Origin of the sequence: Tolypothrix sp. VBCCA 56010 (assembly GCF_050875635.1) — a bacterium.
Taxonomy (GTDB): Bacteria; Cyanobacteriota; Cyanobacteriia; order Cyanobacteriales; family Nostocaceae; genus Hassallia.
The window spans coordinates 20,008-43,991 of the sequence record NZ_JBPAOH010000040.1 but is presented as its reverse complement, the minus strand read 5'-3'; the positions used below and the strand labels follow the sequence as shown (position 1 = coordinate 43,991).

Annotated in this window: 22 protein-coding genes; 9 read left to right on the top strand and 13 right to left on the bottom strand. The window is 41.2% G+C overall.

Annotated elements, in window-relative coordinates; genetic code table 11:
- Positions 1 to 23 precede the first annotated feature (23 nt).
- Together AABK37_RS15965 and AABK37_RS15960 are read right to left on the bottom strand one after the other, a co-directional pair.
- Entirely contained in the window at positions 24 to 164 is a 141-nt protein-coding gene (locus tag AABK37_RS15965; RefSeq protein ID WP_432552539.1) for a hypothetical protein, read from the bottom strand.
- A complete protein-coding gene (locus tag AABK37_RS15960; RefSeq protein WP_432552538.1) occupies positions 161 to 1,042 on the bottom strand; it encodes a D-alanyl-D-alanine carboxypeptidase family protein in 882 nt (293 codons plus the stop codon). The genes AABK37_RS15965 and AABK37_RS15960 overlap by 4 nt, the downstream gene beginning before the upstream one ends.
- Positions 1,043 to 1,185: 143 nt before the next feature.
- Between AABK37_RS15960 and mnmG the strand changes: the two genes are divergently transcribed.
- Positions 1,186 to 3,108: a tRNA uridine-5-carboxymethylaminomethyl(34) synthesis enzyme MnmG gene (gene mnmG / locus AABK37_RS15955; protein WP_432552537.1), complete on the top strand. Its 1,923-nt coding sequence runs from the start codon at positions 1,186 to 1,188 to the stop codon at positions 3,106 to 3,108.
- A gap of 243 nt (positions 3,109 to 3,351) precedes the next feature.
- Entirely contained in the window at positions 3,352 to 4,722 is a 1,371-nt protein-coding gene (locus tag AABK37_RS15950; protein ID WP_432552536.1) for a hypothetical protein, read from the top strand.
- 491 nt (positions 4,723 to 5,213) lie between these two features.
- On the opposite strand, the gene AABK37_RS15945 is transcribed toward AABK37_RS15950, so the two are convergent.
- Positions 5,214 to 6,986: a PAS domain-containing sensor histidine kinase gene (locus AABK37_RS15945; RefSeq protein WP_432552535.1), complete on the bottom strand. Its 1,773-nt coding sequence runs from the start codon at positions 6,984 to 6,986 to the stop codon at positions 5,214 to 5,216.
- A 146-nt stretch (positions 6,987 to 7,132) separates the two neighbouring features.
- Positions 7,133 to 9,676 (bottom strand): sensor histidine kinase, encoded by a 2,544-nt coding sequence (locus tag AABK37_RS15940; protein WP_432552534.1) that lies wholly within the window; start codon positions 9,674 to 9,676, stop codon positions 7,133 to 7,135.
- Here AABK37_RS15940 and AABK37_RS15935 point away from each other — a divergent pair.
- Positions 9,652 to 9,819, top strand: coding sequence for a hypothetical protein (locus AABK37_RS15935; protein ID WP_432552552.1), 168 nt, complete (start codon positions 9,652 to 9,654; stop codon positions 9,817 to 9,819). The genes AABK37_RS15940 and AABK37_RS15935 overlap by 25 nt on opposite strands.
- A gap of 538 nt (positions 9,820 to 10,357) precedes the next feature.
- On the opposite strand, the gene dapF is transcribed toward AABK37_RS15935, so the two are convergent.
- Both dapF and AABK37_RS15925 read right to left on the bottom strand, forming a co-directional pair.
- Positions 10,358 to 11,194, bottom strand: a complete 837-nt coding sequence (dapF, locus tag AABK37_RS15930) for a diaminopimelate epimerase (RefSeq protein ID WP_432552533.1) — start codon at positions 11,192 to 11,194, stop codon at positions 10,358 to 10,360.
- Positions 11,195 to 11,212: 18 nt separating this feature from the next.
- Entirely contained in the window at positions 11,213 to 11,407 is a 195-nt protein-coding gene (locus AABK37_RS15925) for a hypothetical protein (RefSeq protein ID WP_432552532.1), read from the bottom strand.
- A gap of 42 nt (positions 11,408 to 11,449) precedes the next feature.
- On the opposite strand from AABK37_RS15925, the gene AABK37_RS15920 reads away from it, so the two are divergent.
- Both AABK37_RS15920 and AABK37_RS15915 read left to right on the top strand, forming a co-directional pair.
- Entirely contained in the window at positions 11,450 to 11,665 is a 216-nt protein-coding gene (locus tag AABK37_RS15920) for an Hfq-related RNA-binding protein (protein ID WP_432552550.1), read from the top strand.
- 74 nt (positions 11,666 to 11,739) lie between these two features.
- Entirely contained in the window at positions 11,740 to 12,246 is a 507-nt protein-coding gene (locus AABK37_RS15915) for a DUF1993 domain-containing protein (RefSeq protein ID WP_432552531.1), read from the top strand.
- A gap of 149 nt (positions 12,247 to 12,395) precedes the next feature.
- Here AABK37_RS15915 and AABK37_RS15910 read toward each other — a convergent pair whose 3' ends face one another.
- Together AABK37_RS15910 and AABK37_RS15905 are read right to left on the bottom strand one after the other, a co-directional pair.
- A complete protein-coding gene (locus tag AABK37_RS15910) occupies positions 12,396 to 14,732 on the bottom strand; it encodes a cation:proton antiporter domain-containing protein (protein WP_432552530.1) in 2,337 nt (778 codons plus the stop codon).
- 453 nt (positions 14,733 to 15,185) lie between these two features.
- Positions 15,186 to 16,007 (bottom strand): phosphodiester glycosidase family protein, encoded by an 822-nt coding sequence (locus AABK37_RS15905; protein ID WP_432552529.1) that lies wholly within the window; start codon positions 16,005 to 16,007, stop codon positions 15,186 to 15,188.
- A gap of 124 nt (positions 16,008 to 16,131) precedes the next feature.
- On the opposite strand from AABK37_RS15905, the gene AABK37_RS15900 reads away from it, so the two are divergent.
- Positions 16,132 to 17,064, top strand: a complete 933-nt coding sequence (locus tag AABK37_RS15900) for a M23 family metallopeptidase (protein WP_432552549.1) — start codon at positions 16,132 to 16,134, stop codon at positions 17,062 to 17,064.
- Positions 17,065 to 17,245: 181 nt separating this feature from the next.
- Positions 17,246 to 17,794, top strand: coding sequence for a late competence development ComFB family protein (locus AABK37_RS15895; protein ID WP_432552528.1), 549 nt, complete (start codon positions 17,246 to 17,248; stop codon positions 17,792 to 17,794).
- 125 nt (positions 17,795 to 17,919) lie between these two features.
- On the opposite strand, the gene AABK37_RS15890 is transcribed toward AABK37_RS15895, so the two are convergent.
- Complete coding sequence (locus tag AABK37_RS15890; RefSeq protein WP_432552527.1) at positions 17,920 to 18,651, bottom strand: L,D-transpeptidase; 732 nt, start codon at positions 18,649 to 18,651, stop codon at positions 17,920 to 17,922.
- A gap of 1,078 nt (positions 18,652 to 19,729) precedes the next feature.
- Here AABK37_RS15890 and AABK37_RS15885 point away from each other — a divergent pair.
- Entirely contained in the window at positions 19,730 to 20,386 is a 657-nt protein-coding gene (locus AABK37_RS15885) for a sigma-70 family RNA polymerase sigma factor (protein WP_432552526.1), read from the top strand.
- A gap of 165 nt (positions 20,387 to 20,551) precedes the next feature.
- Positions 20,552 to 21,163, top strand: a complete 612-nt coding sequence (locus tag AABK37_RS15880) for an anti-sigma factor family protein (protein ID WP_432552525.1) — start codon at positions 20,552 to 20,554, stop codon at positions 21,161 to 21,163.
- Positions 21,164 to 21,171: 8 nt separating this feature from the next.
- On the opposite strand, the gene AABK37_RS15875 is transcribed toward AABK37_RS15880, so the two are convergent.
- From AABK37_RS15875 to AABK37_RS15860, 4 genes are all read right to left on the bottom strand, one after another.
- Positions 21,172 to 21,609 (bottom strand): gamma-glutamylcyclotransferase family protein, encoded by a 438-nt coding sequence (locus AABK37_RS15875; RefSeq protein WP_432552524.1) that lies wholly within the window; start codon positions 21,607 to 21,609, stop codon positions 21,172 to 21,174.
- Between the two features lie 269 nt (positions 21,610 to 21,878).
- Entirely contained in the window at positions 21,879 to 22,250 is a 372-nt protein-coding gene (locus tag AABK37_RS15870) for a hypothetical protein (protein ID WP_432552523.1), read from the bottom strand.
- A gap of 40 nt (positions 22,251 to 22,290) precedes the next feature.
- Positions 22,291 to 22,605 (bottom strand): hypothetical protein, encoded by a 315-nt coding sequence (locus AABK37_RS15865; RefSeq protein ID WP_432552522.1) that lies wholly within the window; start codon positions 22,603 to 22,605, stop codon positions 22,291 to 22,293.
- Positions 22,606 to 23,044: 439 nt separating this feature from the next.
- Positions 23,045 to 23,965, bottom strand: a complete 921-nt coding sequence (locus tag AABK37_RS15860) for a phosphodiester glycosidase family protein (protein ID WP_432552521.1) — start codon at positions 23,963 to 23,965, stop codon at positions 23,045 to 23,047.
- Positions 23,966 to 23,984: the final 19 nt, after the last annotated feature.

Sequence of the window (23,984 nt, the reverse complement as noted above, 5' to 3'; positions counted from 1 at the left end):
TAATAAGTAGCGCACTGACTAAATTATACTAATATAAATGCGATCGCTTGAGAAATTTGGATAATTAATTTTTTGGTATTCTCTAAGCTCGACTTTATCCAAATCAAAGAAGGTAAGCTTTGTTGTTTGGCAAAAACTCCAGCTTTTAGGCAAGTCCTATTCATGTCAGCGGCGTCACCCAATAAGTAGTTCCCCTGACGATTTTGTTTTTAAACCCAAATCTAGGTAAATTTTCTTCAGTTAAACCGACATAAGTCCAATGTGGAACGTCATTTTCTACAGTTTGAAACCAACCATTTTTATTCAACGCTTGTCTTTGCGCTTGACTGGAAACACGTAAATCAATCGCTAATCCCCAGAGATGTTGTGATGCTCCTGGTGGTGCAACTACACCCAAAATTGCTGTTTCTTTACCTTGTCTAACTCGTTCCAAAGTATTGTTATTAGCGTATTTTCGCCAGAATCTTAAATTTGTCGCAAAAGTGCGAGTACAATCACTACCGCCGTAACCAGATTTGAGCGGAATTCTCACTGCTGATTTGGCTTTATTGAAAGCGGATGCTGCTGATTTTTGTAAATAACAGTCATTAGTATTATCTACTTTCCCCATTATTAAAGTAGTTTGAAAAGCTTTCGTTTCTTGCTCGTTAGCTAAGATAACTTTTGGCGGTAGTTTGATTTCTGGTTGTTGATTTACAAATGCCGCACCGTATGCTTTTAACAAAATATATTCATAAGTACCGGGTTGGGGAGTTGTTGGTAATTTGTCAGCGATCGCATTCAAAAAACGCTGTGGTTCCGGCAAATTTGTATCAGGTATTTGCGGCGTAATTGGAGTTGGTGAAATGACTGGTTGTGATGTATTTGGACAAACTTTATTTAAATCTCTATAACTACCTGAAGAACGAGCAGTTAAACAAGCTTGCAATTGTCGGATATCTGTACTTAATGTCCGATGAGTAATTCCATTACTAGCAACTAAAGCAAAAACTAGAAAAATAACAATAGTAATAAAAGAACTTTTTCGCCAAAATCGTTTCATTATCTTTTCACTATTATGTTAATACAAATGTTTTTATTATTTATTCATAATTATTACGATTCATTGTGAACTGCAACCTACGACCATTAAACCACTGAATCGGTTAATATTAAGAATAACTCTAAGCTTGCTGATACTTAAGTATGACCATGCACAATTCCATTGAATTCCAAGACGCTTTCGATGTCATTGTCGTCGGTGCAGGTCACTCTGGTTGCGAAGCAGCCCTCGCTAGCGCCCGCTTGGGTTGTCGTACCCTGCTGCTGACACTTAACTTGGATAAAATCGCTTGGCAACCCTGCAACCCAGCGGTGGGTGGTCCGGCAAAATCTCAGTTGACGCATGAGGTGGATGCATTAGGCGGGGAAATCGGTAAAATCGCAGATCGCACCTACCTCCAAAAGCGGATTCTCAATTCTTCACGCGGACCTGCGGTTTGGGCTTTACGCGCTCAAACTGACAAGCGGGAATACGCGGCGTTAATGAAAAATATTGTCGAAAATCAAGAAAACTTAACAATCCGCGAAGCAATGGCGACGGATTTAGTTTTAGGCGCAAACGATGAAGTTATCGGCGTTGAAACTTACTTTGGGGTCGGTTTGAAAAGCAAAGCGGTGATTTTGACTACAGGAACGTTTTTAGGCGGACGAATTTGGGTTGGTAACAAGTCGATGGCAGCGGGACGCGCTGGAGAATTTGCCGCTGAAGGATTGACACAAACTCTCAATCGCTTGGGATTTGAAACCGGACGATTAAAGACGGGAACGCCGGCACGAGTTGACAAGCGGTCTGTAGATTACAGTAAAATGTCAGCGCAACCGGGGGATGAAGAAGTCCGGTGGTTTAGCTTTGACCCGGATGTGTGGGTAGAAAGAGAACAAATGCCCTGCTATATTACCCGGACGACGGCGGAAACTCATCGCCTAATTCGGGAAAATTTGCATTTGTCGCCGGTTTATGGGGGTTGGGTGGAAGCCAAAGGACCGCGATACTGTCCGAGTATTGAAGATAAAATTGTCCGCTTTGCCGATAAAGAAAGCCACCAAATCTTTATTGAACCGGAAGGACGAGATATTCCGGAACTTTACATTCAAGGGTTTTCTACAGGTTTGCCCGAAAATTTGCAACTTTTGATGTTGCGGAGTCTTCCTGGTTTAGAAAACTGTACTATGCTCCGCCCAGCTTATGCGGTTGAGTACGATTACTTACCCGCGACTCAGTGTTATCCCACATTAATGACAAAAAAAGTTGCTGGGTTATTTTGTGCGGGACAAATTAATGGTACAACTGGCTATGAAGAAGCCGCAACCCAAGGAATTGTGGCGGGAATTAATGCAGCGCGGTTTGTGCGCGATCGCGAAATGATTGTTTTTTCTCGTGAGGAAAGTTACATCGGGACGCTGTTAGATGACCTGTGTACCAAGGATTTGCGTGAACCTTACCGTATGCTTACGAGTAGGTCTGAGTATCGATTGGTGCTGCGGTCAGATAATGCCGACCAACGTCTGACACCTTTGGGACGGGAAATCGGTTTGATTGACGATCGCCGCTGGGAATTATTTACCCGCAAGCAAGAGAATATTACTGCGGAAAAAGAACGGCTGTATGCAACGCGGGTGAAAGAAAACTCAGAAATCGGACAGGCAATCGCCTCCGGTACGCAACAAGCAATCAAAGGTTCGATCGCTCTGGCTGACTTGCTACGGCGTCCGGGATTCCATTACACTGACCTCGATAGATATCAACTCGGCAACCCCAACTTAAAAACTGCGGAAAAAGAAGGTGCGGAAATTGACATTAAGTACTCCGGGTATTTACAACGCCAACAAAATCAAATTGACCAAATAGCCCGCCAAGCACACCGTCAATTGCCAGCAAATCTAGACTACGCAACGATTGATACCCTATCTAAAGAAGCAAGGGAAAAGTTAAACTCCGTAAAACCACTGACAATCGGACAAGCAGCACGTATAGGGGGTGTTAATCCTGCTGATGTCAATGCCCTATTACTATATTTAGAATTACGTAGGAACAAGACACCGAAGGAGTTTTCTGCCTTAGCTTAAAATAAACTTCATAAAGGATGAGTATAGTAGTAGGGTGAAACCGGAAGTGACTGGTATGATAGATGACATTAGTTCAAAACTAGCATTATCAGCAGTTTCCGGTTTCAAGTTGACATTTCATACTACTTAGACAATCAACTTGTCTAGTTTGGACGCTCTTATTGGATAGAAATAGGCAAAATCCATACTTTCAGGCAGTATAGGCGAACTCTATCGTCCCAAAAGCCACAACTTAAAATCGCTATGTCACAACAAGCCAGCACCCATCTTATAATTCCGGAACCCTCAGAAGAACTGATCGGCAGCGAACCCTGGTCGATAGAGTCATATGCTGATGGCTTTATGGATGAACTGTTTGCCGATATTGACAATATTTTGCATAGTAATGGGATGCCTTCCCAAACAATACATTACAGCAGTCGCGCATCACGAAGTAGTATAGAGGACTTGCAAAGAGCGCTGTATCCAGAATTTGTCATCCCCACGCCGAGAACATCGCAAATCGTTTTACCCGAAACATCACCACCCATACAAACAGCTTCTCAAAATAGAAAGCAATTGAGTAAAGTTGTGGTTGGCGCACCGGGTGCAACTAAATCAGTCAGTAAAAAGCATCGCAAAGCGCGGATTGCTTGGGGCAAATTGCTGTCTTTTGGAGCTACCTTAGGCGTGGCGATCGCTGGTATTATCTTTTTGCTCAACTCTGGACTAATTTACCGGATAAATTCTAAATTGATCGAGCAATCGATTCAACAGCCAAAATTAAAGACTCAATTGCCTGCCAAAGTTGAAGTAGAGGCAGATTTAGTTCAATATATGTTGGGAGCGCTGGCAATCATTGACAGACAAGAAGCAAGAAGCTCTCAAAAATCTCCCAAAACTGCGATCGCTACTGCGGTAATTCCTACCCAAACAGCTTTTGCTTATGTTACCCCAACAGTAAAACTACCAGCCAGGGGTAATTTACCACCAGTTCTCGCCGCTAATAATACACCCCCCGCCGCACCCCGGACAACCATCGTCGAGCGGATCTACATTCCCGTATATCAAGCGCCGCAACCAATGCGCTATGCGCCACCGCCAATTGCTGGCGTTCGGAAAGTTTTACCGACGGCGGTTTCTCACGCAGCTAAATCGGCACCAGTGAAAAAGGCTTTAAAATCCGTCCCCAAACCAGCCAAACCCGTGCCTGCAAACATGGTGACGGCTGCGGTGCGAACAGAACTCAAGCCTGTGGCTGTGCGAACTGCACCGATTACTTTGCGACAACCGTCTAAACCTTTACCTGTGTTAAAAGTTACTGCTTTTCAAGCCGCGCCACCAAAATTACCCGCAGCCACAGCACCGTCAGCGCCAACGCCAAAAGAGCCAAAAATTGTAGAAAAACAGGCATATGTGGAAACTGTGGCGGCTACTACCAATACTCTGGAAGGATTGCTAGAGTTAGGTGACAAATCTGCGGCTTTGTTTAAAATCGATGGGGTGACACGTCGCATCGATGTGGGTGAAAGCATTGGTTCTAGCGGTTGGACTTTAGTGGAAGTGAGTAAGGGTGAAGCTGTTGTGCGTCGCAACGGCGAAGTGCGATCGATTTACACCGGTCAAAATTTGTAAAATTCACTTTCAGAGTAATCGCCCGAAGCGATCGCTTTCGATTTGCTTAAATTTTGAGATGGCTGCATAGAAGCGATCGCACTTCATCGAATTGAGGGGTAAAGCTAAATTTATTCTCTCAATAAATATTTTAGCATTACTTTGTTCAATTATTTTAATTGACTTATCCTACAGTATTTTGGGCTTTTGCGTATTCGGGGTTTGACCCCCAATGCCCGATGACGGTAGATGCTCCACGCAGGTGATCCCCCAACATTTGCAAGGAAAAGTACCGACAATTGAAGCGATCGCTCGTAATCGAGGTTAAATAATTGGTGTGTATAGCTTTGAGGCTTTTTTGACCACAAAAAATGTCTAAGTCCCGTTAGCTGCAAATTTGTTACATTTGCATATTACAAAACGAAGTGCGGAATCTGGGTTATTAAATACACGTAGAGAGGTTCCACCGATACGTCTTCGAGCGGGTTTTGGGTTTTACGGATGTACCTCATTTATCTGAAATCTGCTGTATTAGCTTTAAATATAGGTAGTGTAAACCAAAAAGTTGCCCCGGCATTGATTGCACTTTTAACGCCAATTTCGCCGCCATGTGCGGTGATGATTTGCTTGCACAGATATAAGCCTAATCCTAAACTGATAGAATTCCGGGCGCTGGTGCCTCGAAAGTAAAGGTCAAATAAGCGATCGCTTTGTTTTTGACTCATTCCCACGCCGTTATCAACGACGCTGCAACAAATCTTATCATCATCGACGTTGGCATTAATGGTAATTGTTAATCCTGGGGGATTATGTTTGACTGCATTAACAATCAAGTTAGAGAATACTCGCCATAATTGGGTAGGATCGGCATTTATTATCGGTAAATCTGCGCTGACATGATTTATCAGCAACGCCTGATTTTCTGTTAGCATCGGCTTTAAGTCTGCGATCGCTGCTTCTACGACTTTCAATAATTCTACTGGCTGAAGTTGTAAAGCTACGCCTTGAACTTCGCTCATATGAGCTTCCATTAGCGAATTAATTAAACTAAGTTGGCGATCGCTACTTTGTTCCATCCGCTCTAAAATAAAACGGGAAACAGCTATTTTGTCCTCTGAACGCGATAGCAAATTCCTCAACACCATTAAAGTACCCAGCACCGGGTTGCGTAAGTCGTGGGAAACTGCATGAAAAAATACTCTTAGCGCTTCTTCCGCTTGCTTGCGCTTGGTGATATCTTCAATCATTCCTTCGTAATAAAGCAGTTGTCCCCTAGAATTGCGAACTGCATAGGCATTTTCTGATATCCAAACAATGCTACCATCGCGACGATAAATTTGCGATTCAAACTCGGATACGCTACCATACTTTTCAATTAAGCGGACAAACTCAGCACGGCGATTCGGGTCAACATATAATTGATGTTCAATGTCAATTAATGTCGTCACTTCTTCTGGGGATGCGTAGCCATAAATACGTGCTAATGCGGGATTTGCGGTAATATAACGACCATCAGCAGTGCTTTGAAAAATTCCCTCAACCGCGTTTTCAAAGATATTTCGATATTTAGCTTCTGTAATGGTTAATTTCTCGTTAGCAATCTCAAGTTCTTTACGAGCGTAAAATTCAGAGCGTTGCAATTTTTCGTATAAGAATACTCCTAAATCGCAGATGAAACATACCCAAAATATCAACATAATCAGCGTTACACCGAATATCGGTTCTTGACTGAATGGTGGGGGTAGTTTCAGCCCTAAGGCGCTATTTACGACAAAATAATAAAGTACTACTCCCAACTGCGATCCCAGATGCAGATACCAGCGAATGGGAATCAGCATCGCTTGAGTCAAAAAGGCAATAATCCAAGCTAATTGATCGGGGAGAGCGAAACCTTTGAAGGTAGCGACAGATTGCTCAACTAAAGTAACAGAAAAGGATAAACATAAAAAAAGGCGCCCTGGATAACGACGCGCAATGTTAGTTTTATGTAAAAACAAACACACTAATAAACATAGAAATGTGCAGCTATTAATAGTTAAAGCGAGATTTTTAATCTCGTGCGGTATCTTTGGGATTTCTTGCAGGTGAAACACCTGTTGCAAAATGTCGCGTAAGATAAATGTAAATATACAGAGAATAGCGATCCAGATTCCTAAATGTAACCTTTGCCACAAAAAGCGATCGCGCCAAGCTCTATACTCGCCGAAAATTGCATCTGTTGTTGATATTTTTCCCCATATGGCTGTTTTCCAACACTTTTGCACTTTTTTGATGACGGTATTCATTTCTTCCTGTGACCAATTTCCATAACCTCGGTCAACCCCTTCTCATTGTGAGACGCTACGCAAACGGGGAATTAAAAATTCAAAAATAAAAAATAAAAATTAATTTTTTGAATTTTGCACTGTCAATTATTCCTATAGTGACATTATCAGCGGCTCGTTGTCGGCAAATTTGCCAAAGGTAAGGTAAACCAGAAAGTTAAACCGCGTTTGGGGTTACTTTTAACGCCAATTTCACCTTGATGTGCTTTAATTATTTGTCGAGAAATATATAATTTTAAGCCTGTGCAAGTTGAAGAACGAGCTTGAGGATCGCGGACAAACAAATCAAATAGCCTCGCACATTCTAACTTGTTCATCCCCACACCGTTATCTTGAATTTGAACGCGAATCATCCGATCCTCAACTGTCGCTTTCAAAGTTAAGTTTAATCCGGGTGGGTTGTGCAGCCAACTATAAGTCAACAAATTTTGCAAAACTCGTTGCAACTTAGTCGAATCTGCCATAATTAACGGTAAATCCTTGGGAACCAAGTTCTTCAAGGTAACATTGTTTTCTGACAGCATTGGCTGCAAATCTCTAATCACAGTCGGCAACAGTGTACCAAATTGTACAATTTCGCGGTGCAGCACAATTCCTTGCTCTTCGCTGCAATGAAGTTCTAGTAAGGAGTTAATCATTGCTAACAGGCGCTGATTACCTTGTATCATTCGTTCGATAATTGAGCGAGATACGGGGATTTGGGAATTGGAAATTGGGAATTGTCCCCCTTGTCCCCTTGTCCCCTTGTCCCCTTGTCCCCCTTGTCCCCACTCCCCACTCCCCACTCCCCCACTTTTAAGTAAATTCTCTAGCACCATCAAATTACCCATGACTGAAGTTCGCATATCGTGAGAAACTGTGTGTAACAGAACATCTTTAACTCGATTGATTTCTTGCAGTTCCTGCATTTTCTGCTGTAACTGGGCAGTACGTTCTTCTACTTGTTGTTCTAAATTGGTGTTGAGTGCTGCCAATTCTTGGTATAGTTGAGCTTGTTGAATTGCGATCGCTAATTGTTCTGACATTTGTTTTAGTAAATCAATTTCCATTTGATGCCAATGGCGAGGATGAGAGCATTGGTTAGCAATCAACGCTCCAAAGAATTCACCATTTAACATAATTGGGACTGCTAAGGTTGCCCGCGTTTGAAATTGTTGATAATGCGCTTTTAATTTGGGAGATACATCGATTTGCTCGATATCCTCCACCACACGCACTTTATTAGTTGTCAGTAGCCTTTTCATTTCTTGCATGACAACTGGATCTTTAATCTTGCAGTCTATAACTGATGAATACTTTGGATCTACTGATTCTGCGAGAATTCTGCCTTCTTTATTACCATCATTTAAACCAATAAAAACTCGCTCTGCTTGCAAAAATTGCCGAACTTCGTTTACAGTGGTTTGGAGAATTTGGTCTAAATTTAGAGAAGTGCGGATTCGCGCTAAAGTTTCCGTTAACAAGCGATCGCGTTGTGATGTCAATTGTAATTGCGCTTCTGTTCGCTTGCGTTGTGTGATATCATGAGCGACAGACAGAATGCAGCGCATCCCATTCAAATCGATTATTTCGGCGCAAACCATTGCAAAACCAAGTTCGCCGGACTTTTTTCTAAATTGAAATTCCAGATTGCGAACTGCTCCTTGGGAATGCAACTCCTGCAATAATTTTTGGCGATCGCTTTGGTTGACCCAAATATTCAACTCAAAAGCAGTACGTCCAATCGCTTCTTCTTTTTGATAACCTGAGAGTTTCACAAAACTGTCGTTAACTTCTATGAAGCGTCCATCTTCCACTGTGCTGATGGTAATTGGATTTGGACTGCAACGAAAAGCTTTGGAAAACTTTTCTGCCAGATTTTGCAAGTCAATTTCTGCTTGTTTGCGCTCCGTAATATCACGGACAAGAGCTAAGACTTCATCTTGTCCGCTGACTACCAACCGCGCTTCATAATTTCGCAAACCTTCATGCGTTGATAGTTGATATTCTAGAGATTGCAAAGTATGAGATTTTAAAGTTTTGGCGATCGCATCAAGACTTTTTAAAGCAACATCATCAGGCAATAAATCCCGCAAATTGTTACCGATGATGTTTTCTGGGGGAATAGCCAGATTTGCTCCTTCACCTTTAAAATCGAGATACTCGCCATCTTGACTGATGCGAAACATTAAATCGGGAATAACATCTAAAATTGCTTTATAACGCGCTTCACTCTCGCGCAATTTTGATTCCGCTTGCTTTTTGTCTGTGATATCCATCATCAAGCCATCCCAAAGGATATCACCTTTTGCTAGTCTTTCCGGACGAGAAGCACCTTGAATCCACTTAATACCACTAGGTGTGATAATGCGTCCTTCCCATTGCCAAGGTGTCAGAGTAGAAGCAGAATATCTCACAGATTCTTCAAAAGCGATCACATCTTGGGGATGAATCAGTTTGCGTAGTATTTGAAAGTCTGTTTGCACAGCTTCTGGTTCTAATTCAAACATTTCTCGACAGCCAGAACTCGCATAAACAACAAATTGCGAACCATCTTGCTGTTGAAGGAATTGAAAAATCATCCCCGGTAAATTTGCCGCAATTCTTTCTAACAGCGGCAAAGCTTTTGGTTGAAAATCTGATGTATATGGCAATTTCACAGTTTGATTCACTTTATAACCTTTTTATACACAAGCAACTGACGGATTACAGCATCAGCTTCAGCAATGATGGCACATTAGCCTCTTCTCTCAGGGTAATTCTAATAGATGCGATCGCATTCACCCGATTGGATGAATCACTTACATTACGATGATTTTACGGAAATTTCTCGTTTGCTGCACAGGCGATCGGTACGGACGACATCTAAAAAATTTCTCTAGAATCACCTTTATCGGCGTTTTATCTACAAAAATTCTGTCAGATTACATGTTTATATTTTACTCTTACCCGAAAGCATAGTTAAGGGCGCAGTTTTCAGAAAATACTTTTGGGTAATTAGGGTTAATAGCTCTATTACGTTAAATGAAAATAAATTATTATGATAAATACAAGTTTTTTAGTTTTTAAAGAAACGACTAAAGTCGTTACTACGATAATTAATCTGAAAGTTAGTTCATACTGAACGTTGACGCCCTGTTTGAATGCGATTTATGAGATAGTCTATAAACACAATGATGGCATAAGCTGTAGTTTCATCATCCAAACATTCAGCGTGAATTTTTAAATGGAACCTTCTTCGCGCAGCGTAGGCGTGACAAAACAAGACACCAAAGACCGGAAAGAAATTATTTCCGCTTGTTGAATATTTTCTTTTTGTCTTAGTGTCTTGATGGTTGATTAAATTTATTAAATTATAATTTGCCTGCGAAAACTTTTTCAGCTGGTCCTGTCATATAAAGTCGTTGGTCGTCTGCCCATTTAATTAGCAAAGGTCCACCGGGAAGTTCAACAGTAGCAGTGCGATCGCATTTTCCGGTCAACACTCCAGCCACCAACGTTGCACAAGCACCCGTTCCGCAAGCTAAAGTTATACCCGCACCTCTTTCCCATACTCGCATTTTTACGTAGTCGCGACGCACCACTTCCACAAATTCGGTATTTATTCGTTGGGGAAAAACTGGGTGATGCTCAAACAAAGGACCAATTGTTTCTAGGGGAATTGCGGCTACATCTTCTACAAAGGTGATGCAGTGCGGATTTCCCGTACTTACACAAGTGACATCCCAAGATTTACCCGCCACCTCTAAGGTATGATTAATTACCTTTTCGTCGGCGTTAGCTAAGGTTGTCGGAATTTCTCCAGCGAGTAACCTGGGAAGACCCATATCCACCTTAACTTGTCCATCGGGCATCAGTTGAGGTGTCATTACGCCAGCAAGGGTATGAATTTGGTATTTATCTTTATTTCTAGATTCACCCTCTAAATCAGCCACAAAGCCCGCAAAACACCGAATCCCGTTACCGCACATTTCTGGTTCCGAACCATCGGAGTTGAAAATCCGCATCGTATAATCAGTGTTATTTTCTCCGGGCAAGGCAAAAATCACACCATCAGCACCGATACCAAAGTGGCGATCGCACAACTTGATTGCTTCTTCTGGAGTAATGACTGGCACTGAAGACGAGCGATTGTCAATCAAAATAAAATCATTGCCCAAACCGTGATACTTAGTAAATTCGATTGCCATTTCTCCAAGGATGAATTATTAATGATTAGGAATTGTTAGTTGCTGGTTGTTAGTTGTTGGGCATTGGGCAATGGGCATTGGGCATTGGGGAGTGGGCATTGGGCATTGGGCCCTATCGCAATGGGCTTTTCCCCTTTCCCCTTTCCCCTTTCCCCTTTCCCCTTTCCCCTCTTCAAATCCCCATGCCCCATGCCCGCTTGCCCCATGCCCCATGCCCCATGCCCCACTATCTACTATCTACTATCATTACGAAAAATGATTACTGACTTTGACACTTCATTACCCAGTATTAAACAAGTTCAAAACCTGATTAAACAAACGACACCAGTAGAATTTAAGCTGCTGACTGGTGATGTGCTGACGGGAAGAGTTTTATGGCAAGATGCACACTGTATCTGTATTGCCGATGAAAACAGTCAGCAGACAACAGTTTGGAAACAAGCGATCGCCTATATTAAGCCTAAGAGTTAGTATAGGAATCATATTTGATTTCTGAAAAAGACCACGAGAGGTATATCTGTCTAACAACTTCTGGAGAAATATCAATGACCATTTCAATGTATCAAGCTTCAGTACCAGTGTGTATTCGCTCACTGAATAACCTTGTAGGTATCCTTGAAAAAGGTGCTACATATGCAGAAACCAAAAAGATAGATTCTTCTGTGTTGGTCAATAGTCGTCTATTCCCAGATATGTTTCCATTGTCAAGACAAGTACAAATTGCCTCTGACATAGCAAAGATAGGTGCCGCACAATTAGCAGGCACAGAAGCACCCAAGTTTGAGGACAATGAAACTACATTGCCCGAACTTATTGACCGCGTTCAGAAAAGTATCTCTTATTTAGACACATTTAAACCCGAACAAATTGATGGTTCGGAAGATAAATCAATTACCCTTACAATGGGTGAAAACAGCCTATCTTTTCAAGGAATGCCATTTCTCCTATATTTTGTTTTGCCAAACCTTTATTTCCATGTCACAACAACCTATGACATTCTCAGACACTGCGGTGTAGAACTTGGCAAAAGAGATTTTTTAGGTAAGCGTTAACGCTCCGGAATATAAAAGGCGATCGCACTACCCGGACGTTTCGGGTGCTAGCGAGGCGATCGCTTTTTGATGTAATATCAAGTAGTCTTCCGTAGGGTGCGTTAACGTATAACGCACCCTACATCTTGCGCTTATTGTGTGTATTTGTGCTATTCTCGCCAATTATCCATCGGTAAAAACTCTTTGAGTGCTTCGGCTTCACCGGCTTTGACAATTGGGATAGACAGCGTTACTGGTTTTCCTGGTGCCAGCAAGTGTTGTAGTTGATTTAAATTCGCTAAACTACCGCACAAAAGCACTTGGTCGTGAGTTCGCAAGTCCATGTTTCCATCAGGAAAGCGGATAAATTTGCCATCTCGCCGCATCGCTTGCACTTGTACGCCGTATTCGCGGCGAATATCCAGATTAACCAAAGTTTTACCGAGAAATGGAGAATCGGCGTTGAGACTTATCCACTGACAAGCGCTATTTTCTCCGGGAACAGTAGCTTTACCTTTGGCGAATTCATCTAAAGCTGCGAATTCTTCATCTGCACCAACTATTAAAAGGCGATCGCCTTCTGCCAATATTGTATTAGTTGGCGGATAATCTATTTCTTCACCGTTGGCGCGGCGAATTGCCATCAAACTCACTCCGGTTAAATAGCGCATATCCGCTTCTTCTAAAGTCATACCGACCAAGGGCGAAGCTGATGGTAAACTATACCACCGGCGATTTAAATCTTGAGTTGCTTGCTGTAAATCGCGCTGTACTTCAGATGCTGACTGTTCGGGTCGCAAATCTAAATAATGACGTTCGCGAATTTCCTGCATTTCTCGCTGTACGACAGTTGGTGACATTAAGCCTGTTAATAAATAAGTTGCCATTTCCAAACTTGCTTCAAACTCTGGTTGGACAACTTCTCTGGCACCGAGTTGGTAAAGCACCTCAATATCTTTATCTTTGGTAGCGCGAACAACCAAATTTAATTCTGGGGATAATTCCAAAGCGCGTTTTAAACAAAGACGAGTACTCATTGGGTCAGGAAGTGCGATCGCCATTCCCTTAGCACTATTTACTCCCGCCGTTTCTAAAACGTGAAAACTCACGCAATTACCATACACATAAGGCACACCCGCTTCCCGCAACTGCTGAATTCTACTTTCTGATTGGTCTATTACCACCACAGGCAAATCGTGTTGCTGCAACAACTTCACCAAATTTCTGCCCACTCGCCCATAACCGCAGACTACCACATGGTCTTTTATCGGTAGCTCATCTGACACATCCAGCGGTTGACCTTCTCCGTCTAAATACGGTTTCAGCCAAGGCATTGATTCGGCAAAGTTGAATAAAAACGGCACTAATCGCAGCACAAAAGGCGTAAGTACTAATGTTACCGCTGTCGTTCCCAAAATCAGTAAATATATCTGCCGTGATACCAACCCCAGCGCTTGCCCTTCACTAGCAAGCACAAAGGAAAATTCCCCAATTTGCGCCAGTCCCAAGCCAACGATTAACGCCGTTTTTAACGGATAGCGAAACAGCATCACCAAAGGCGTAATAATCAAAAATTTACCGACAAATACCAGCGCTACCAATCCCAAAATCAATTCTAGATTGTTCCATAAAAACACCGGGTCGATTAACATCCCAATTGAAGCAAAGAACAAACTAGCAAAGATATCCCGTAGCGGTTCTACATAAGTTAAAGTTTGATCGGCGTATTCCACCTCAGAAATCATCAAGCCGGCGACAAACGCCCCCATCTCAATCGAAAGCCCCATATGTTCTGTCAGCAGGGCGATACCCAAACACAGTGCCACCACTCCTAATAAAAATAGCTCTCGGCTTTCGGTACGGGCAAGCAGTCGCAACAAAGGCGGTATCAACCAAATCCCCGCCGCGATCGCAGCACCAGCAAATAAGCTAATCCGCGCTAACGCTGTTAATACTGCTATACCAATAAATTCTGGTGGTTGATCGAGGGCTGGTAAAACTGCTATCATTAGTCCCAGCGCCAAGTCTTGGACTACCAAAATACCCAGCATCACTTGTCCGTGGGGCGTTTCCGTTTCGTTGCGTTCCATCAAGCACTTGAGGACAACTGCGGTAGAAGACAAAGAAAGAATTGCTCCCAAAAACACGCCTTTAGCAGGTAAGACTCCCCAAGCACCTGTGACGCCACATACTAAAACCGTGACGATAATTGTCAGAGTAATTTGCGCGGTGCCTCCTCCAAGAGCGATCGCCCGAACTTTTTTCAGTTCCGCTAAAGAAAACTCTACCCCCAAAGCAAATAACAAAAAGGCAACACCGAACTGTGCCAGAGTTTCTACTTGAATAACTTCTTTTATCAGTCCCAGTCCGGTTGGTCCGACGACCATCCCGCCGATGAGATACCCTAATAACACCGGTTGTCCCAACAGCGCTGCCAACAATCCCCCACAAGCCGCAACGCCGAAAACTGACACTAAGTCAACTATTAATCTAAAATCTTCTTGCACTTTTAAAAAGAACTATTAAGACCTATTAATTCAGCATACAAAGTTTTACATATCTAAAGCCAGGTCAAGACTGAAGGGATTACAAAATTTGAGGAAAGGGGTGAATATTGATTAATCCAAAATCCACGCATTGTATGACAACTAACCTTATCTCTCGTTTCCACGCTCTGCGTGGGAATGCTTAAGGGAGGCTCTGCCTCTTGACGGGAGGCAGAGCCTCTTAAAATGCATTACAAGTCAGAGCCTTGTAACGAGAAAACTACTTATCGACCGATGTTGAAGACATTGTTTACATCAGCTTGAATTAATTAAGCGATCGCTTTCCTCTCTTCACATTATCTGGTAAACTAATGTGACAAGAAAAAACAATAAAGGCTTAAAAATTAGACAGCAACGCCATTTTCTTACCGCTAGCTGTATGCAGAGAACTCCCTACTCCCTACTCCCCACTTTCTATTTTCCCGCATAAACTGCGATCGCGTGCGGTACTTTACGCTCCCTCGTAATCAAAGAATTTCCCTTTACAATCAAAAATGTGCTTCCACCACCGTCAAGCATCGCTGTTGCACTTGCACCAAACCCCCTGAGAACATCGGATGCATCAATTTGACGCGCATAACTACTCGAATAAAAAATTACATCTTTTGTACCATTGCCGTCCAGATCGCGCACCCCAACAAACGTTCTTGGTAAATAACTGAAAGCAGACTTATCTGCTACTGCATCAAGTCCACCTACAACCTCTGGCATTGAATCGAAAGTCTCTTTTGCGTAACTTTGAATATTAGCAATTCCTTGGTCGGGGTTGAAAGAAAACGTGCGAATCTGTCCGGGATATTCTTTAGCGATCGCATAACCATAGCTAATCGTCCTACCACCAAGCTTCAAACCGAAGGCAATACCCGTTGGATCGTCATTCGTCGAAAAAAAGGAAGCATTAACAACAACCATTACCTTTCGCCTTGAAGTATTTTGTGTTACAGCATCTTGCCAAAATTCCCTTGCTAATTTTTTCTTAACAGTACCGTTAGGAGTACCCTCAGTACCGATTAAATTGCGTATAGTCCCCTTTTTTAAGTTGACAACGGTAACATAATCTGTATTTCCCTTTGCGTCATCTTTTTTGTAAACTTGCACACCAGTTTCCGAAAGCATCAGCTTGAAACCGTAGTCAATTGGTAAAGCCTGCACAGTGGAAAGTTGCAGTGTGATTGAAATCGCAGTAATTACCAAGCTTAAAGATAGCCATTTTCTAGTTTGAAGTAGAAAATTCATACACATAAAAAGTTTATTAATTTTTTTCGGACAACTTATGCAAAAATATCTGCTTGAGTTGGAAACACTACAGATAATAGGCTAGTCTGTTGTTCAACAGAAAGCTTAAGATTTTTTGTGTAATATGACTATCGCCGATCGCCCCAGTAATTCTCAAAATAACTTGCTCTGTTTTTCTCTCAAAAGCTTAAAAGCCTATCGCCGTGCAGCAGGTTTATTAATGGGGATGTTTGCTGCTTTCCCCGTGGTGGCATTACCTGTAAATGCCCTGCAAGTAAAAGTTACACCGAGTCAACCCGATTTAGGGGATACTTTATCAGTAATAATTAATTTAGATAATCCGGCTAATGGTAGTAATCCCACGGTAACGAGTGGAGAAAAAACTTACCCAGCATTTGAAATTGCTCCCAATCAATATCGGGCTTTTGTGCCGACAACACCATTAGAAAGCGCGGGAAATAGAACACTTAGGGTTTCCGGGGATGGAAGCGTGCAAAACTTATCTGTGCCGGTGGGCGATCGCAAATTTCCCGTACAACGAATTAATCTACCACCTGGAAAAGCCGGAATCGATGCCACAGAATACGAACTCAAGCGAGTAGCGGCTTTTAAAGCATTAATGACACCAGAAAAATATTGGAATGGTGCTTTTATCAAACCAAACGCCGGAAGAATTTCTACAATTTATGGTGTACGTCGCTACTATAATGGTAAATTTGCAAAAGACTATTACCATCGTGGCGTTGACTACGCTGGTGCAGCCGGTTCGCCCGTCGTTGCCCCAGCCGCTGGACGAGTCGCTTTAGTTGGTAGAGTATCCCAAGGTTTCCGGATTCACGGTAACGTAGTGGGGATTGACCACGGTCAAGGAGTGACCAGCATTTTTATGCACCTGAGTCGAATCAATGTTAAAGAAGGCGATATGGTGCAACCTGGTCAAGTCATTGGCGCAGTCGGATCAACAGGCGCTGCCACAGGTCCACATTTACACTGGGGATTATATGTCAACGGGCAATCTGTTGACCCAACACCCTGGCGAACTCCTGGAGTTCAATAGCCCAAACGCGATCGTCATCGTCCGTTTTACCGCTTTTTGGCGGTAGGACGCACCCAACTGGCGATCGCGCATGTCTTTACTTAATATATTTATGTAATTTGTTTGCATTTTGCCAACAATTAGGCAAAATAAAATTGATTGATTTGCTACCGTTCCTACCTTGCTTGGTGGCGTAAAAAAAATGAGCCTTATGAGTACTATCGAAAAAATTGTGGAACAGTCTCTCCAGGATGGTTATCTCACACCAGCAATGGAAGCAGAAGTCGGGCGAATCTGTGATAACGCCAGCGAACTTTCAATTGAAGAGTACATGGCATTAGATAAGCTAATGGGAGCGCTATTGACTGGTGAGGTAGAGGCGGTACCTCGCAAAGAATTCATTAATGTTATGGAAGAATTGGTACTGACCGAGGCGATCGCCAGAATAGCAGAAATTGAAGCTACTAGCGAAAGTTCTCTTGATGTCGGAGATATTGCCGCTTATGCCCTCAACCGTCTTCCTCCCCTGTATGCAACCACAGAAGAAGGTGCTAGCTATCAGCGCATACGCGCTCACGCAGAACTTCAGCAATTAATCGCCCAGCAAATAAATGAGGCGATTTCCCGTTATTTGGATCGACCGAATTTCTTCCCAGAACGGCAAGCCATAAACAAAAATACTGGTAATGACATTCTTCAACAAGTCAGTACTTTACTTCAGGCATGTGCGCCTAACTTTGAACAAAAATAATAGTCAATAATCCAAAGTCAACAGTCCATTAGCTCTTGACTCTTGATTCTTGACTCTTGACTCCTAACTCCGCACCGACCGTACAGACGTTCCACACCGAACGTCTCTACCGCGCCTTCGCGCCTTTATTCGCGTACTATCACAGTTGTCCCCAAACCCACCTGCTTGTATAGCATTCGCACATCAGGATTACGCATTCTTAAGCAGCCGTGAGATATAGCAGTTCCTATCACCTCAACATCTGGTGTGCCGTGAAAACCAATTTGATTGCGTCCATCTGACCAAAAACCAATCCATCTATCTCCCAAAGGGCTATCAGTACCTGCCGCAAACACTTTGCCTGTAATCGGGTGACGCCACGCCGGATAGTATTGCATGTGCATCACTTGGAAAGAACCTGTGGGTGTTTCCCAACCCTTTTTACCAACAGCAATTGGGTAGCTGGCTATCACTTCATCTTGAGCATAAACATAAGTGCGGCGATCGCTTAAATCTACCACTACTTGCGATTTGCCAGCCACGCTATTAACTGATTTTGGTTGAGCGATTTGCGCTAAAAAAAACTTTGGCTTTTTTGCTTGGTCTACCACCAACCAATTATTTTTTGCTAACTGTGCTTCCCTAGTTACATTTTTTTCCACTTTTCCCGACTTAGCAGCAGGCATTGAAGACAACGCAGACGCACTCACTGCTCCTGAAGCCATTGTCGCATCTCGCCGCAACCTAGTAGAGGCTGACTCCTCAAATTGCCGTTTTCCTGCAATCATGTGCCAATGCACAGCCAGAGATAAAATTGCTGTGCCAAAACAGAGCAACATGACTATACGAGCTACAGATTCATTTCTTCCCATCGTCATCGCGTTTATTGTTTCTGTACGAACAGTTATGAAAAATTCACAAATAATTATCCGTTTCCTTATGAATATCCCAACACCAGTGGGCAAACTAAGTCTATGCGAGTTATTCCAGCAGAAAAACTTTGGTGAAAAACCTCGTTTTCAGGAACTCTGGAACTATAGCAATCAATCATTAATGGTGTGGGTGAGAGAAAAATCATGTTTGAAAAATTATTGCTAGCGGTCACAATTACATTTTCCCTTAATTTCTTTTTACAAGTTCGCGTACCCGATCAAAGTAATGCTGATACTAGTTATCACGTACATACACAAACTCCACTAACGATTTTGGCAATGAAGCTGAAAAAATAACAGTCATGGTAGCTACAGCAGTTGAAAATGGCAAGATAAAGAAACAATAAGCACACAAAAAAGATAAAATAGGAGAGAATAGAAAATGCCTTCTTGTCTTTTGGACACTTTGCGACAAGGGCGGAAAATAAGCGAAGTTCTCATACCTGAAGACAATCCGCCCTCTTTTTCTTGAAACTTTTCTACTAAATTGTCAACCGTAGATGGTCAGTTTGTAATATTGCACATTGCTAAGTAACATTGCTGTGCAACTCGCCACTGAAAGGTAACAGATAAAAAAGCGGCTATCCCAGCGAGAACAACAATAATTATCATTTGATTTTGTCATCAATATAGCCATGCTTTCTAGATAGCCAAAAAACATATCTAAATATTTTTTTGCTATCTAGAAAAAGATAAGATATTAAGAATTTAAATTACCGAAAACCTTTGCCATATAAGAGATTATCCAATTTATAACTAATTTTTTAATGGAAATAACTTCCTTAATTATCTTACAGTTAGTTGTTTCCAAGTAATTATCCACCAAATAAGTCCCAGAGTGTATACAACCAAATAAATATTCAGCAGCATTTTTGATTAAAAGTGACAAAAAATGGCTTCGATTAGCATTGCGTGTTCATAATAGTTTACTATTGTTCCAGTCATAAATCCGTCACTCACCAAAGGAACTTCTTACTGATTAGCAGGTCTAATAGATAGGAATGTTCTAAAGTCAGTGCGTTCTATGAGTCAATCGATTCCTGTATCCTGGTCAACGGTTGATGTGAGGCTTCCAGAAACCTCAGTGCAAGTTGACAAGCTCTCTAATCACGATTTAATTTTGCGCTGTCAAACTGGACTGCGCCCAGATCGTGTTGCGTTTGCGGAACTTATGCGCCGCTTTCAGACTCAAGTTGATCGGGTTTTATATCACCTCGCTCCTGATTGGGCTGACAGAGCTGATTTGGCTCAGGAAGTTTGGATTCGAGTATATCGGAATGTTAACCGATTGCAAGAGCCAGCTAAATTCCGGGGCTGGTTGAGCCGTATTGCCACGAACTTGTTTTACGATGAGTTACGCAAACGCAAGCGGGTTGTTAGTCCGTTGTCGCTTGATGCTCCCCGTGCGGTAGAGGATGGCGAGATGGATTGGGAAATAGCTGGAGATACCCCAGGACCTGAAGAAGAGCTAACAACGAGAGAATTTTACGAGCAACTGCGCTCCGCGATCGCCGATTTACCTGAAGTATTCCGTACTACAATTGTTCTGAGAGAAATCGAAGGAATGGCATACGAAGAAATTGCCGAAATCACTGGTGTTTCTTTGGGAACCGTTAAATCGAGAATAGCTAGAGCTAGATCCAGATTGCAAACTCAATTGCAGAATTATTTAGACTCGTAACTAACACTATCTATCCAGCCTCTGCTACAATGGCAGAATTTAAGGGTTGATTTCCATAAAATTTAAGATAATTGTAGAGTGCTTCTGCCGCCAGGAGAAAAATTGATTAATTTCTCATTCCTGTCCGCTCGTTTAACCCGTGTTGGAATTGGTAATAATGTTAAGATGACTACTGATTCTCAGTTTTCCGATCGCTTTGATTTGCAAGCTAATAAAGATTTGCAAATACAGGGAGTTAAACAAACCAATGAATCTACGGGTGCTATGGATATGGTGAAGCGCGATCGCTTCGAGTTATTAAGTGCTTACCTCGATGGTGAGGTGACAGCTGCCGAACGCAAGCAAGTTGAACAATGGTTGGCAAACGATGCCTCAGTACAAGTATTGTATGCCCGACTGTTAAAGCTACGGCAAGGCGTGCGGAATCTTCCCGTACCACAGCCACTACAGCCAATAGAAGAAACTGTCCAGCAAGTAATGGCTTCTTTACGTCGGCGTTCCCGGCTAGCCTGGGTATGTGGAGGTACTGCCGTCGCCGCTTGCGTCATTAGTGCGGTTTCTGGCTGGCTAGGTGGAGATTCCAGTATAACTCAAATGGCTCTAAAACCTTCAATCGAACCGACACAACAGACGCCTTCGCCTGTTGCCGCTTCGCCACTGATGGTTGCTATTAATACTCCTGTCTTCCCCATTCCCAAAACAGCAGAATCCTCTCCGAAAAATTCAGTCGATCGGGTTGCACCTCAACCAGAAAAGACTGAACAGGAACTAAATTAATTCTGGAGTTAACTGTTAACTCCGCTCTTTATAATGCCAACTGTTAAGCCGCAGCCACTCCACCAGCCATCGTGCTGTAGTCGGCTGCCTTTTAGTTGACAAATTTGCTGCGGTGTCATTAAATAGACCCAGGCAATAGCAAGCGATCGCCCTTCTAGATCGTATATTTCAACTTCTTGTCGATTATAAAGGTTTTCAGTTCTTTGTCTGGAGGGCTGGTAATCTTCTAGGATATCTAGGTTATTTAAAACCTTTGCATCAACAAATGTCAGTAAATATCCGTAGACGAGATTATCTCCTAGCGTCATAGCAGGGTAGCCCATCGGTAAAGCAAACAATTGACCAAAAGTGTAAGCCTTCTTTGCATCTACCACTTGAAGCGCACAGTATCTTTGATAATTTGCTTCACCTGGTTTAAGCGTGCCGTAAACAAAGACTTTTAGCATCAAAAATCCTCAATACTAATATTCTGCTCTTTTATTGTATTGAGTAAGTCATGAGTTATTGGATGCATATGATTGTATATCTTCCAATGCCAATTGCTCGAATTTTTTCTGTTTATCTTTTGGCAAAGAACAAGAGTAGTTTTTGATTAATAATTCTTTGCCTTTAGCAGCATTTATGTAAAACGAAAACATTTTTAAATCTTCGGATGGGCTAAAAGCCTTCTCTATAATTATCTGAAAATTATAATTTATTCCATAAATTGTATAATTCATTTTATATTGCTTAGATACTCTCTTTCAAACTCTTCGTAAGCAATTCTTAAAACTTTTTCTCTATCCTCTACATCTTCAAATTGCTCTGCTAATTTTAAAATTTCATTTTTATTAATTGATTGGACTTTCATATTAATTAAATAATTTTTAATTTCTTTAGAAATATCATCAATTATCAAAATTACGTTTCCATCACTCAATCTTTCTTTCTTAAAATTCATCTTTAATTCTTCATAAATGTTATCACCAGTATCATAACTGTATACCTTAAGTTTTTTTATTTGGTAAACAACGCCAAAATTTGTAGAAATATCTATCCCTCCATCGTTTGCATTTATTGCGAGTATCGCGGTAAATTTTACAAGCAAACTTTTCTAGATGAACTTTGATTATGGCGAAACTAAATATTTAAAAATTTGTGGGATTTATTTCGATTTGAACTTTAATTAAGTTAAGAAAATCAATTTGATTTACAGCTAACTCATGTCTGTACTCATAGTTTAGCAGTTGAGGAATCAAACCTAATTTATCGGTAATATACTGATTGATTCTTTCGGGAATCCAAGAGATAAGTATCTCAGCATTTGTGCTATATGGTGGGAGTAGCTCATAACATTTATTATCAATTGCTTTGACTACACCATACTTTGGTAAATTTCGAGAAGGATAAGCATCGTAATACTTTCCTCCAATATGTAAATTATGTTGTAAGTAAGCTTGCATATATTTTACAGCTTTTACATAACAAATCCTAATTTATTTATCGGAAAATTGATATTGTTTTGTTTCATAATAAGCTTGGACTAATCCAAGAGTAATTATTGGAAAAATAACTTTTGTTTGATAAAATTTGAGCATTCGCTCAATATTATTTATACAAAATTCCATATCACTGATTATTATTCGTAATTATTAAATGTTTGACATCATTGAGAAAATGCAATATTATTTTGCCAAGAATCTAAAGTTATTATTCCAAATGGTTTAACATGATTAATATTAAAACTAATTATGTCATAAATCTTAATTTTAGGTATGAGAACAGGTGTATAAACAATATCTCTAATAAAACCAGTGAAACTAAGTATCTCCATAAGTCGTCATAATCATAAAAGTAAAAAGGTTGCTAAAGACAGTTATGCAGATAAGCTAGGCGATCGCTTTATTTTTTATAAATTAAAAATACTGAACCTATAGGTCCTGCATTTTCTACATATATTTTGTTATTGTAATACAACCCTGGAGACATCCCGCCATCAAATAACATTCCTTCTTTAATTTTACCTAAACAATTATTTTTGGCAATTCCCTCAAGAACATCATCAAAATTATCTGGAAGCAATTCTTGATTAACTTCAGATAAACTAATATCTGAATTAGCTTTCGAGTCATTAACCAACAGAATTACATAACCTTTATTAGTTGTAGCTACTAAAGAACGATTAGTAGCTTCTTTACAAGCAAATTCTCCTAAATCTTGGCAAATATCTTTAAACTGCCCTTGACGATAAAATCTGCCATTACCACCGACTAAATTGTAATTCAGAATATCATTTTTTCTTCTTCCTGCTTGGATTGTAGCCGTTCGATTTTTCGGTTCACCTCCTGAGATTCCAAAAGAAGACCGTTTATTTTTAAAGATTCCGGAATACTCTATTCCGCGAGAAATATTTAAACCTTGTGGTTTATTATCCGTTTCTATATAGTCAGCATTAATTGCCGCAATGGGTGTTTTTCCGTTTAATTTGGCATTTTCGTTAGCGATGATTTCATGAAACTGTGTAGGGATATATTCTTTTAGCAATTTACCTTTATCATCTTTGGCGTAAAGATTATGAGCTAAACCGACATTAACTTTAAAATCTAATTCTTCAGATTTAGGATTAAAAATAATTACATGATTGATACCTTTTGAGTCTTTATCACCTTGATTATTAGTTTTTAAGAATTCTAGACTGAATTTTGCATCGTCACCAAAGCAAGTTTTTTCAGCTTCAACTGTTGAATTGCCTTGCAAATTTTTACAGCTAGATAAGAAAGCGATCGCTACCACAAAAATAGAGAATAAAAGTCTTGTTTTCATCGATATATTAAGTAAGCTT